Source organism: Streptomyces sp. NPDC036813, from assembly GCF_055609245.1.
On the sequence record NZ_JBVJPV010000022.1, the window covers coordinates 76914 to 89463 of the forward strand.

General features: G+C 72.3%; 9 protein-coding genes. 3 read left to right on the forward strand and 6 right to left on the reverse strand.

The features are described 5' to 3' along the window. Positions 1-114: 114 nt before the first annotated feature. Complete coding sequence (locus ACZ67Q_RS34700; RefSeq protein WP_471190337.1) at positions 115-3405, forward strand: S8 family serine peptidase; 3291 nt, start codon at positions 115-117, stop codon at positions 3403-3405. 71 nt (positions 3406-3476) lie between these two features. Here ACZ67Q_RS34700 and ACZ67Q_RS34705 read toward each other — a convergent pair whose 3' ends face one another. Then, positions 3477-4400, reverse strand: coding sequence for a hypothetical protein (locus tag ACZ67Q_RS34705; RefSeq protein ID WP_471190339.1), 924 nt, complete (start codon positions 4398-4400; stop codon positions 3477-3479). 1 nt (position 4401) lies between these two features. Then, on the reverse strand, positions 4402-4929 hold the full coding sequence (locus ACZ67Q_RS34710) for a sigma-70 family RNA polymerase sigma factor (protein WP_471190431.1): 528 nt from the start codon (positions 4927-4929) through the stop codon (positions 4402-4404). Positions 4930-5260: 331 nt separating this feature from the next. Here ACZ67Q_RS34710 and ACZ67Q_RS34715 point away from each other — a divergent pair, with 331 nt between their 5' ends. After that, positions 5261-6277, forward strand: coding sequence for an aspartate-semialdehyde dehydrogenase (locus ACZ67Q_RS34715; protein ID WP_471190341.1), 1017 nt, complete (start codon positions 5261-5263; stop codon positions 6275-6277). Here the strand turns inward: ACZ67Q_RS34715 and ACZ67Q_RS34720 are convergent. Continuing rightward, positions 6274-6747: a DUF1203 domain-containing protein gene (locus ACZ67Q_RS34720; RefSeq protein ID WP_471190343.1), complete on the reverse strand. Its 474-nt coding sequence runs from the start codon at positions 6745-6747 to the stop codon at positions 6274-6276. The two genes, ACZ67Q_RS34715 and ACZ67Q_RS34720, sit on opposite strands and share 4 nt — an antisense overlap. 154 nt (positions 6748-6901) lie before the next feature. Between ACZ67Q_RS34720 and pepN the strand changes: the two genes are divergently transcribed. Beyond that, positions 6902-9469 (forward strand): aminopeptidase N, encoded by a 2568-nt coding sequence (pepN, locus tag ACZ67Q_RS34725; protein ID WP_471190345.1) that lies wholly within the window; start codon positions 6902-6904, stop codon positions 9467-9469. A 300-nt stretch (positions 9470-9769) separates the two neighbouring features. On the opposite strand, the gene ACZ67Q_RS34730 is transcribed toward pepN, so the two are convergent. From ACZ67Q_RS34730 to ACZ67Q_RS34740, 3 genes are all read right to left on the reverse strand, one after another. After that, positions 9770-10666 carry a LysR family transcriptional regulator gene (locus ACZ67Q_RS34730; protein ID WP_471190347.1) on the reverse strand — a complete coding sequence of 299 codons (897 nt, stop codon included), beginning with the start codon at positions 10664-10666 and terminating at the stop codon, positions 9770-9772. 10 nt (positions 10667-10676) lie between these two features. Further along, positions 10677-11528, reverse strand: coding sequence for an NAD(P)-dependent oxidoreductase (locus ACZ67Q_RS34735; protein ID WP_471190349.1), 852 nt, complete (start codon positions 11526-11528; stop codon positions 10677-10679). A gap of 83 nt (positions 11529-11611) precedes the next feature. Beyond that, a complete protein-coding gene (locus ACZ67Q_RS34740; protein WP_471190351.1) occupies positions 11612-12532 on the reverse strand; it encodes a DMT family transporter in 921 nt (306 codons plus the stop codon). Positions 12533-12550: the final 18 nt, after the last annotated feature.

Sequence of the window (12550 nt, forward strand, 5' to 3'; positions counted from 1 at the left end):
CGGACCTTGCGTAAAGCTGTCCGATCATCCGGGATCGCTCTCCGGACGACCCTCGACCTGGACTGATCGGTCCCGGTCGGTCCTCGCACGCTCCTTTACCGACAAGGGATGCCGATGACCCTCATCCCCCAGCGCGACCCCATACCGGCCGGCAGACGCGTGGCCCGCATCGCCGTGGCCGCGGGTGTGGTGGCCGCGCTCTGCGCCGCCGGGCCGATACCCCTGGCGCTCGCCGCGGACGGCGCTCCCGCCGCGGTCCCCGCCGCAGACCCGGGCGTGAAGCCCGCGCACGACAAGCTCGGCGCCGACGACGCCGACCGGCTCGCCGAGGCCAAGGCCGACGGCGACAAGACGGTCACGATGATGATCGCGACCGCTCCGGGCCAGACCGAGCAGGTCGCCGACCAGCTGGACGACCAGGGCGGTCTCGTCGGCCGCACCTACGACAAGCTGGGCTACGTCCGCGCCACCGTCCCGACCGGCAAGGCGGACGCGGCCATCGCCGCCGCCGCGAAGCTGTCGTCGGTGCACGCGATCGACCTCAAGCAGGAGATCCCGCTCGACGACCCCGCGCCGAACGCGCAGTCCGCCAAGGACGCCGCGGGCACCGCGAAGTACCCGGGGCCGGGCAAGGACACTCCCGCCGAGAACCCGTACAACCCGTCCTTCGAGACGGGCGCCGTCGACTTCGTCAAGGACCACCCGAAGGCGGACGGCCGCGGCATCACCATCGGCATCCTCGACTCCGGCGTCGACCTCGGCCACCCGGCGCTGCAGAAGACCACCACCGGCGAGCGCAAGATCGTCGACTGGGTCACCGCGACCGACCCGGTCGCGGACGGCGACGGCACCTGGCGGCGGATGAGCACCAAGGTCGGCGGTCCCACCTTCACGGCGGCCGGCCAGACCTGGACCGCGCCCGCCGGGACCTACGGCTTCAACCTGTTCAGCGAGGCGGCGACCGCCGGCGGCGACGCCAAGGGCGACGCGAACCGCGACGGCGACACCACCGACACCTGGGGTCTGCTGTACGACGCGGCGGCCGGCACGGTCCGCGTCGACCTGAACAACAACCACGACTTCACCGACGACACCCCGATGAAGCCGTACAAGGACGGCTTCCAGATCGGGTACTTCGGCACCGACAACCCGGCGACGGACGTCGTCGAGCGGCAGCCGTTCGTGGTGGAGATCCGCAAGGACGTCACCTACAACTCCTCCGGTGCCAAGGCCGACTACGTCAACATCGGCGTGATCGAGTCCGAGCACGGCACGCACGTCGCCGGCATCACCGCCGCCAACGGCCTGTTCGGCGGGAAGATGAACGGCGCCGCACCCGGCGCCAAGATCGTCTCCTCGCGCGCCTGCACCTGGAGCGGCGGCTGCACCAACGTCGCGCTCACCGAGGGCATGATCGACCTCGTCGCCAACCGCGGCGTCGACATCGTCAACATGTCCATCGGTGGTCTGCCGGCGCTCAACGACGGCAACAACGCGCGCGCCGAGCTGTACACCCGTCTCATCGACACCTACGGCGTGCAGCTGGTGATCTCCGCGGGCAACTCCGGCCCCGGCGCGAACACGATCGGCGACCCGGGTCTGGCCGACAAGGTCATCTCGGTCGGCGCGGCCATCTCCAAGGAGACCTGGGCCGCCAACTACGGCTCCGTCGTGGAGAAGAAGTACGCGATGATGCCGTTCTCCTCGCGCGGCCCGCGTGAGGACGGCGGGTTCACGCCGACCCTGACCGCGCCCGGCGCGGCCATCAACACCACCCAGACCTGGCTGCCGGGCTCCCCGGTCGCCGAGGCGGGCTACTCGCTGCCGGCCGGCTACTCCATGCTGCAGGGCACCTCGATGGCCTCCCCGCAGGCCGCGGGCGCGAGCGCGCTGCTGCTGAGCGCCGCCAAGCAGAAGGGCATCGACCTCACCCCGGCGACCCTGCGCACGGCGCTCACCTCGACCGCCGACCACATCAAGGGCACGCAGGCGTACGAGGAGGGCGCGGGCCTGATCAACATCGTGGACGCCTGGGACGCCATCAAGGACGGCGCCACCTCCCACGACTACACGGTGAAGGCCCCCGTCGACACGGCGATCGACTCCGCGCTGAAGACCCCGGGCTTCGGCACCGGCCTGTACGACCGCGAGGGCGGTCTGAAGGCCGGCCAGAAGAAGACGTACGACATCACCATCACCCGTACGTCCGGCCCGGACAAGGCGCTCCGGCACGAGCTGCACTTCGAGAACAACGCCGACCACACCTTCAGGATCGTGGGCGACGACGAGGTGAAGCTGCCGCTGAACCAGCCGGTGACCGTGAAGGTCGAGGCGGCGCCGAGGTCCGCGGGCATCAAGAGCGCGATCCTCGAGGTCGACGACCCGAAGACGGAGGGCATCGACAAGCAGATCCTGTCGACGGTCGTCGTCTCCACGCCGGTCGCCTACACGTTCGACCGGTCCTCCTCGGTGCAGCGCAACAGCACCCAGTCGTACTTCGTGACCGTGCCCGAGGGCGCCAAGTCGCTGGAGGTGGCGATCGGCGGGCTGAAGGACAAGAGCCAGACCCGGTTCATCGCGATCCACCCCTACGGCACACCCGTGGACAACACCTCCACGCCGTACTGCTACAACAACTACCTCGACGGCAACGGCTGCAAGCCGGACGTGCGCTCCTACGCCGACCCGCAGCCGGGCGTGTGGGAGATCGAGGTCGAGGCGCGCCGCACCTCGCCGCTGCTCGACAACCCCTACACCCTGGACGTCGCCGTCCTCGGCGCCGCGTTCGACCCGGAGACGGTCACCGTGCCCGAGGCCAAGGTCGGCACGCCGGTCGCCGCGTCCTGGAAGGTGACCAACAAGTTCGCCGCGCTGGAGGGCAAGCTCGTCGGCGGGCCGCTCGGCTCCGCCAAGAGCGCCCGCCCGTCGATCAAGCAGGGTGAGACGCAGACCAGCACGGTCGTGGTCCCGGAGGGCGCGAAGTCGCTGGACGTCGCCATCGGCTCGGTCTCCGACGCGTCGGCCGACCTGGACCTGACGGTCAAGGACGCCTCCGGCAAGGTCGTCGGCCAGTCCGCCGACGGCGACTCGGAGGAGGCGGTCTCCATCGCCTCGCCGGCCGCCGGTACCTACACGATCGAGGTCGCGGGCTACTCGGTGCCGGCCGGCACCACCGCCTACGACTACCGTGACGTGTTCTTCGCCGCCTCCCTCGGCACCGTCTCGGTGGACGGGGCGGCACCGGTGAAGCTCGGCACGGGCGACAGCGCCTCGGTGTCCGCCACGGTCACCGCCGCGGCGGCCGCGCCGGAGGGCCGCGAGTTCTTCGGCCAGGTCCAGCTGGTCGACGCGCGCGGCACGGCCGCGGGCACCGGCAGCGTGAAGATCGAGAAGGTCACGTCGTAGCCTTTCGTACGACGGTGGGGCGGGCGTCCGGGAACGGGCGCCCGCCCTTTGCCGTGCCGTCCGCCGCGCCGTCACGGGCAGGCCGTGGTGGTGGCCCCGGACAGCCCCGCGCCGAGCCAGTCCCGCTCCTGGACCAGCTGCTGCGGGTCGACGACCCATGTGTCGGGCACGTCGGCGTTGCGCGGGATGCCGACGAGCGCGTGATCGCCTTTGGCGGGCCGTGGGTCGAGGAACTCCTCCCAGGTGAAGGTGACGGCCGCGGGCGCCTTGGCGGGCTTGTAGGAGCGGGTGACGCGCAGTGTGACCCGCTGCTGCCCGGCCCTGCCCCCCGGCTGTACGGCGGTGACCGTGCCCTCGACGACGAGCCGGGCGCAGGCCAGGTACGCGGCGGCACTGTCCCGCGCCGCCCCGGCACCGGCGTCCGCCTTGGACGAGGCCCCGTCCGCGACGACGTCCCCGTCCGGCGCGTGGGCGACCAGCCAGCTCGCGCCGAGAGCCCCGGAGACGACGACGGCCGTGGCCAGCGTGCCGAGAGCCACGGCGCGCCGGCGCCGCCGCGCACGGCCGGGGCCGCGGTTCCCCGCGGCGGTGGGCGGCGTGCCGCCGTGCCGGGCCAGATCTTCGTCTGCGGGCCCGTCGTGGCCGGTCGCGCAGTTCCCCGCGCCCCTGGGTGGGCTGCCGTGGCCGTCGGCCGAAGCCGTGCGTGGCGTGCCGCCGTGCCGGGCGCGATCTCCGTCTGCGGGCCCGTCGTGGCCGGTCGCGCAGTTCCCCGCGCCCCTGGGCGGGCTGCCGTGGCCGTCGGCCGAAGCCGTGCGTGGCGCGTCGTCGGCGAGGGTGTCGCCGAGCAGGGTCAGCTGGGCGCGCAGCAGGGTCACGTCGGCCTCGGCGGCGCGGTAGGCGGCCAGGCGGGCCGGGTCGGCCCGGGCCTCCTCGGGCAGCGGTTCGCCGGTGAGGACCGCCATCAGGGGATCGGGGCCGTCGTGTTCGGCGGACATGTCACACCACCTCGTCCTCGTGCAGGCGCGTCCGCAGCGCGCGTACCGCCGTGTGCAGGCGGCTCTTGACGGTGCCCTCCGGGATGCCGAGCTGCTCGGCGATGGTGCGCACCGGCAGGTCGCCGTAGAAGCGCAGGACGAGGACCTGCCGTTGGGCGTCGGGCAGCTCGTCCAGGCCGCGGGCTACGGCGAGGGAGAGCACATGGGACTCCTCGCCGCCGCCGGAGGGCTCCCGCAGCGCGGCCAGGCGCTCGCCGAGGCGTTCCTGGCGGCGGCGGGCGCGGTGCCAGTCCATGGCCAGGTTCGAGGCGACGACCGCCGCCCACGCGGAGACGTCCCGTGGGCTCTCCTCGCCCTTGGCGGCGCGTTCCAGCAGCCGCAGGCGTACCTGCTGCACCCCGTCCGGCAGGTCCGCCTGCGGCACTCCCCCGAGCGCGAGCACCGCCCGCACCCGGCGTTCCTGGGCCGCGTCCAGCGGGTCGTCCCCGGCGTTCGTCCCCCGGCCGCGCCGGGCCCTTCTGCGCAGCACAAGCCACCCCCTCACCATGTCGCTCCTACGACGCCGCTCCGGCCCGGAACGTTCGGCCCCCGTCCCACGGCATCGGCGAGGCGTACGTCACACTCCGTGTGGGCGAGGGCGCGATGGGCAGGCGAGCTTGCGGTGCGGGAAGCCCGCGGAATGAATTTCTCCAGCTCAGCCGGGGTGGACGCCGAATGTCCGGAACCTTTCAGGGGTCCGGGGCGTCCCATTCCGCGGGCACACCGCGCAAAGAATTGGACAGGCGGACCGGGGTCGGCCGCATGATGGAAAGGCCTCGGCCACATGAGCCTCGGCCAAGTGTGAGAGACAGGGAGTCGCCGTGAGGGTCGGAATCGTCGGAGCCACCGGACAGGTCGGCACGGTCATGCGCAGGATCCTCAAGGAGCGGAACTTCCCCCTCACCGAGCTGCGCCTGTTCGCCTCGGCCCGCTCGGCCGGCTCGGTCGTCGACGGCATCACGGTCGAGGACGCCTCCACCGCCGACTACAGCGGCCTGGACATCGTGCTCTTCTCGGCGGGCGGCGCGACCTCCAAGGCGCTGGCCGAGAAGGTCGCCTCCCAGGGCGCCGTCGTGATCGACAACTCCTCCGCCTGGCGCAAGGACCCCGAGGTCCCGCTGGTCGTCGCCGAGGTCAACCCGCACGCGCTGAAGAACCGCCCCAAGGGCATCATCGCCAACCCGAACTGCACCACCATGGCCGCCATGCCGGTGCTGCGTCCGCTGCACGCCGAGGCCGGCCTCGAGGCGCTGATCGTCGCCACCTACCAGGCGGTGTCCGGTTCCGGTCTCGCCGGTGTGGCCGAGCTGCACGGCCAGGCGCAGAAGGTGATCTCCGACGCCGACAAGCTCACCCACGACGGCGCGGCCGTCGACTTCCCCGAGCCCGGTGTCTACAAGCGCCCCATCGCGTTCAACGTGCTGCCCCTCGCCGGCAACCTCGTCGACGACGGTCTGAACGAGACCGACGAGGAGCAGAAGCTGCGCAACGAGTCGCGCAAGATCCTGGAGATCCCCGGGCTGAAGGTCTCCGGCACCTGTGTGCGCGTCCCCGTCTTCTCCGGCCACTCCCTCCAGGTCAACGCCCGCTTCGCCCGTCCGATCAGCCCGGAGCGCGCGGTCGAGCTGCTCGAGGACGCCCCCGGTGTGGAGCTCTCCGACATCCCGACCCCGCTGCAGGCGGCCGGCAAGGACCCCTCCTACGTGGGCCGCATCCGCAAGGACGAGACCGTCGACAACGGCCTCGCCCTGTTCATCTCCAACGACAACCTCCGCAAGGGCGCCGCGCTGAACGCGGTACAGATCGCGGAGCTGGTGGCGGCCGAGCTGAAGGGCTAAGCCCTGCGGACCTCGTAGTAGAAGCAGCCGTACTCGACGGCCCGGACGTGGACGAGTGCCACGGACGGGTCGTCGAATGCTTTTGCGAGGTCCTCGTCGCCGAAGCCCTCCTCGACGAGCGCTCCGCCGAGGATGCGCCCCTCGGCGGAGTAGCGGCGCAGGACGCGGTGGGCGTTCGTGAACGCCAGGCCGTCGCCCTGCGGGCCCGCGCAGTCCTCGGCGTGGACGAAGACGGGGCCCTGCTCGTCGTACGGCCCCGGCTCGGCGCCGGTCTCGGCCGCCCAGCGGCGCAGCGGCGCGTAGGAGACCAGGGCGATCCGCTCGCCGGGCCGGCTGTGGCGCAGACAGCAGCGCAGCGGGGCGCCGCCCTCGTCGTCGGTGATCGCGGACACGGGACGGCCCGCGTCGTCGGTGGTGCGCAGGTCCTTCAGGACCTCGGGTGCGATGGGTTGTGCGGTGTACGTCGTCATGTCCTCAGGCTCGGTCGTGCGGGCGCACGGCACCGGCGGGATCCGGACATCGTGTCTGGGCCCGGACGTGGCGGCGAGGGTCGTCGGATCATCGCCGAAGCCGGAGCTGACGTGGAAGGATGGCGCAACCGACACATCACGAGGAGATGACCGCGTGCCTGGCACAAACCTGACTCGCGAAGAGGCGCAGCAGCGGGCGAAGCTGCTCACCGTTGACTCGTACGAGATCGATCTCGACCTCTCCGGCGCGCAGGAGGGCGGCACCTACCGGTCCGTGACCACGGTGCGCTTCGACGTCGCCGAGAACGGGGCGGAGTCGTTCATCGACCTGGTGGCGCCGACCGTCCACGAGGTGGTCCTGAACGGCGACCGGCTCGACCCCGCCGAGGTCTTCGCGGACTCGCGGATCGCACTGTCCGGCCTGCTCGAGGGCCGCAACGTCCTGCGCGTCGTCGCCGACTGCGCCTACACCAACACCGGTGAGGGCCTGCACCGGTTCGTCGACCCGGTCGACCAGCAGGCCTATCTGTACACGCAGTTCGAGGTGCCGGACGCGCGGCGCGTGTTCGCCTCCTTCGAGCAGCCCGACCTGAAGGCGACCTTCCAGTTCACCGTGAAGGCGCCCGAGGGCTGGACCGTCGTCTCGAACTCCCCGACGCCGGAGCCCAAGGACAACGTGTGGGTCTTCGAGCCGACCCCGCGTATCTCCAGCTACATCACCGCGCTGATCGTCGGCCCGTACCACGCGGTGCACAGCGTGTACGAGAAGGACGGGCAGTCCGTGCCGCTCGGCATCTACTGCCGGCCCTCGCTCGCCGAGTACCTCGACGCGGACGCGATCTTCGAGGTCACCCGGCAGGGCTTCGACTGGTTCCAGGAGAAGTTCGACTACGCCTACCCGTTCGCCAAGTACGACCAGCTCTTCGTGCCGGAGTTCAACGCGGGCGCGATGGAGAACGCCGGTGCGGTCACCATCCGCGACCAGTACGTCTTCCGGTCCAAGGTGACCGACGCGGCGTACGAGGTGCGCGCGGAGACGATCCTGCACGAGCTGGCCCACATGTGGTTCGGCGACCTGGTCACCATGGAGTGGTGGAACGACCTGTGGCTGAACGAGTCGTTCGCCACGTACACGTCGATCGCCTGCCAGGCGGCCGCGCCGGGCTCGCGGTGGCCGCACTCGTGGACCACGTTCGCCAACTCCATGAAGACCTGGGCCTACCGGCAGGACCAACTGCCGTCCACCCACCCGATCATGGCGGACATCCGCGACCTGGACGACGTGCTCGTCAACTTCGACGGCATCACCTACGCCAAGGGCGCGTCCGTGCTGAAGCAGCTCGTCGCGTACGTCGGTGAGGACGAGTTCTTCCGTGGCGTGCAGGCGTACTTCAAGCGGCACGCGTTCGGCAACACGCGGCTGTCGGACCTGCTGGGAGCGCTGGAGGAGACCTCCGGGCGCGACCTGAAGACCTGGTCGCAGAAGTGGCTGCAGACCGCAGGCATCAATGTGCTGCGGCCCGAGATCGAGACGGACGGCGAGGGCGTCGTCACGTCCTTCGCCGTCCGGCAGGAGGCGCCCGCGCTGCCCGCCGGGGCCAAGGGCGAGCCCGTGCTGCGGCCGCACCGGATCGCCGTCGGGTTCTACGACCTCGACGACGCGGGAAAGCTGGTACGGGTGGAGCGCGTCGAGCTGGACGTCGACGGTGAGCTGACGGCCGTGCCGCAGCTCGTCGGCAAGCGGCGTCCGGCGGTCGTGCTGCTGAACGACGACGACCTGTCCTACGCCAAGGTGCGCCTCGACGAGCAGTCGCTGGCCGTGGTCACCGAGCACCTCGGGGACTTCACGGAGTCCCTGCCGCGTGCGCTGTGCTGGGCGTCGGCGTGGGACATGACGCGGGACGCGGAGCTGGCGACCCGGGACTATCTGTCGCTGGTGCTGTCCGGCATCGGCAAGGAGTCCGACATCGGTGTGGTGCAGTCGCTGCAGCGGCAGGTGAAGCTGGCGATCGACCTGTACGCCGACCCGGCCGGGCGGGACGCGCTGCTGACCCGCTGGACCGACGCGACGCTCGCCCACCTGCGGTCCGCCGCGCCGGGCAGCGACCACCAGCTGGCGTGGGCGCGGGCGTTCGCCGCGACGGCCCGTACGCCGGAGCAGCTGGATCTGCTGGAGGGGCTGCTGGACGGCTCGCAGTCGGTCGAGGGGCTCGTCGTGGACACCGAGCTGCGCTGGGCGTTCGTGGAGCGGCTCGCCGCGGTGGGGCGCTTCGACGAGGCGGAGATCGCGGGCGAGTACGAGCGGGACAAGACGGCCGCGGGTGAGCGCCACGCGGCGACCGCGCGGGCGGCGCGTCCGACGGCCGAGGCCAAGGCCGAGGCGTGGGCGTCCGTCGTGGAGTCCGACAAGCTGCCGAACGCCGTGCAGGAGGCGGTGATCGGCGGGTTCGTGCAGACGGATCAGCGGGAACTGCTCGCGCCGTACACCGAGAAGTACTTCGCGGCCGTCAAGGGCGTGTGGGAGTCGCGGTCGCACGAGATGGCGCAGCAGATCGCGGTGGGGCTGTATCCGGCGCTGCAGGTGTCGGAGGAGACGCTGCGGGCGACGGACGAGTGGCTCTCCTCCGCGTCGCCGAACGCGGCGCTGCGGCGGTTGGTGTCGGAGTCGCGGTCGGGTGTCGAGCGGGCGCTGCGGGCCCAGGTCGCTGACGCGGGTCGCTGACGCGGTCCGAGCGGGTCGGGTCGTCGTTCGGCTGCGGGTGTGCGGGGGGCTGGTCGCGCAGTTCCCCGCGCCCCTGAAATGCCTGCGGCGGCCCGTTGCTGTCCGGCGGGTGGTTGCTGTAGCGCCTGCGGGTCGGTGGTCAGGGCGGGGCCGGGGGGGGGGGTGTCCGTCCTCGGTCCGGCCGCCCGTCCCCTGATACGGCGCCCTGTGCCGGTGCCGGACGCTGCGGGCGGACACCCCCCACCCCGGCCCCTTCCCGCCGTACGCGGGTGCCGGCCGTCGCCCCTTCCGCCGCGGGGTCTACGCGTGGGACGCCTCGCGTAGGGCCTCGAGCACTCGGGACACCGCGGGCGCCTCCGTCGTGCCTCGGCGGGTCGCCGCGAGGACGTGGCGGACCGGGCTGTCGGAGGAGAGGTGGCGCATGGCCACGCCGGCTCTCGGGACCGCTGCCATCCGGGGGACCAGGGCCACCCCCATGCCCGCCTCCACCATCGCCAGGATCGCCGTCCAGCCGGACGCCGCGTGGCCCTGGACGGGGCTGAAGCCGGCCGCCTCGCAGGCGGCGCGGGTGATGTCCGACCAGGGGCCGCTGCCGCCGAAGATCCACGGCTCGGCCGCCAGGTCGGCCAGGCGGAGGGCCGGGGAGGAGGCGAGCGGGTGGTCTTCGGGCAGGGCCACGTCCAAGGGGTCGGCCAGCAGGGGGACCAGGTGGAAGCGGGCGTCGCGCGCGGTGGGGGCGTGGGCCGCCAGGGAGAGGGCCAGGTCGACCTCGCCGGCCGCCAGGAGGTCGTACGCCTCCGCCGCCTCGGCTTCCCGGACGCGTACGGTCACCCCCGGCGCCGACACCTTCAGGCTGCGCACGGCGGGTACGACGAGCGCCGGTACGGCCGTGCTGAAGGCGCCCACGCGCACCTCCCCGGCCTCCCCCTGGACGTAGGCCGTCAGTTCGCTCTCGGCGCGCCGCAGTTGTTCGAAGACCGCTTCCGTGTGGTGCAGGACCAGCCGGGCCGCCGCCGTCAGCCGTACCCGGCGCCCGTGGGCCTCCAGGAGGGGTACACCGAGCTGCCGGGCGAGGTTGGTCAGCTGCTGGGAGACGGCCGACGGGGTCATCCGCAGGGCCTCGGCGGTCGCTGTGACCGTGCCCTCCTCCCGCAGCGTGCGCAGGATCTGCAGTTTCCGGATGTCCCAGTCGACCATGAGCGGCAACCTATCCGGCCACCGGGTTGATCGTGCTCCAGTCCTCCTTGCCGCGGCCGTCCGCGAGCGCGGCGGAGAAGAGGGACAGCACACCGTCGAGGAGGGGGTGGTCGACCTCGTCCGCCATGCGGGACGCGTAGGTGAGATCCTTGTGGGCCCAGTCGGCGGAGAAGTTGGCCTGCTGCGGCGGGGTCACGTAGTTGTCCCAGGCCATCTCGGTGACCACGCCGCCGGGCCGGTCCAGCAGGGCGGTGCCCACCTGGTGCGGGTCGAGCCCGGCGGCCCGGGCGATGCGCAGCGCCTCGCCGAAACCGGCCAGGTGGATCGCCTGGAGCGCGTTGAGGACCAGTTTGAAACGGGTGCCGGCGCCGGCCGGGCCGAAGTGGCGGACCTCGCGGGAGATCGCGTCGGTCACCGGGCGCAGTGCGGGCAGCCGGTCGGGGTCCCCGCCGGTCAGCAGGACCAGTTGGCCGGAACGGGCGCCGGCCGCGCCTCCGGTGAGCGGCATGTCGTAGAAGGACGCCTTGTGTTCGGCGCAGAGGGCGGCCAGTTCCTCGACCCAGGCCACGGAGAGGGTCGCGGAGGCGATGAGGGTCGTGTCGGGGCGGGCGCCGGCGAGGATGCCGTCGGAGCCCTGCCAGACCGCGCGGGAGGAGGCGTCGTCGGCGGTCACCTCGAAGACGACGTCCGCCCGGGCGGCGGCCCGCGCGGGGCTGCCGGCCACCAGGGCGCCGGACGCGGCGAGTTCGGCGGCGGGTTGCGGGCTGCGGTTCCAGACGGTCACCGTGTGCCCGTTGCGCAGCAGGTTCTCCGCCATGCCCCGGCCCATGATTCCCAGCCCCACCACGGCGACGTGCGTCATTGTCGGTTCCCTTCCGCTGGTCGGTGTCCCGTGCAGTCTGCCTGGTCGGGCGGCGGCCGGGACGCCCGGCCGAGGGGGAGCAGTCAGCGGCGGGACGCCGCGCCCAGCATGACCCCGCCGAGGATCAGCGCCGTGCACAGCACCTGCCAGGGGCCGATCGCCTCGCCGAGCAGTGCCCAGGACAGCAGGGCCACGCACACCGGCTGGAGGTAGTAGACGACGCCGGCTCGGCTCGGGCCGACCAGCAGGACCGCCTTGTTCCAGGCGAAGAAGGCGACGGCGGAGGACGCCACGCCGACGTAGAGGAGGGGCAGGACGGTGCCGGGGGTCAGGTCGAAGCCGCCCTGCAGGGTCACGCTCGCCGCCTGGGCCGGGAGCAGTATCACCGTGCCGAGGAGGAACGTGGTGAACAGGAACGCCCTCCCTTCGATGCCGGCCGGGCGGCGGCGCAGCAGGGCGCTGTAGGAGCCGAAGCAGCAGGCGGCGGCGATCATCCACAGGTCGCCGGTGGAGAAGGCGGCCGTGCCGCCCCGGCCGACGAGCAGCAGGACGCCCCCGCAGGCCAGGAGCAGCCCGGCGACGCGGCGCCCGCCGAGCCGTACGCCGCCCGCCCGTTCCCAGACCGTCATCAGGACCGGTGAAGCGGCCATGATCATGCCCATGTTGGCGGCCGGGGTGGTCACGGCGGCCTGGTTGACGAGGGTGTTGTAGACAGTGATGCCGAGGAAGGAGGCGAGCGTGACGTAGCCGAGGTGGCGGCGGATCAGGTGCCGTTGCCGCCAGGCGTCGCGGGCGCCGAAGGGGGCGACCGCCACGAGTGCGATCACCCAGCGCCAGAACGCCTGCTGCACCGGCGGCACGGTCTCGCCGAGGGCGCGTGAGGCGACGAAGCTGCCGGACCAGACGACGGTGGCCACGGCGGCAAGGGCGATCCCCAGGGCGGCGGCCCTGGGGACGGGGGTGGTGATGCGGGGTGAGTCGGTGCGGGTGACGGCGACGGTCACGAAGCTCCCTTCTTGGGT

Coding starts and splice junctions, on each gene's coding strand:
- ACZ67Q_RS34700 (WP_471190337.1), top strand. CDS start 115: ATGACCCTCATCCCCCAGCGCGACCCCATACCGGCCGGCAGACGCGTG.
- ACZ67Q_RS34705 (WP_471190339.1), bottom strand. CDS start 4,400: ATGTCCGCCGAACACGACGGCCCCGATCCCCTGATGGCGGTCCTCACC.
- ACZ67Q_RS34720 (WP_471190343.1), bottom strand. CDS start 6,747: ATGACGACGTACACCGCACAACCCATCGCACCCGAGGTCCTGAAGGAC.
- ACZ67Q_RS34730 (WP_471190347.1), bottom strand. CDS start 10,666: ATGGTCGACTGGGACATCCGGAAACTGCAGATCCTGCGCACGCTGCGG.
- ACZ67Q_RS34735 (WP_471190349.1), bottom strand. CDS start 11,528: ATGACGCACGTCGCCGTGGTGGGGCTGGGAATCATGGGCCGGGGCATG.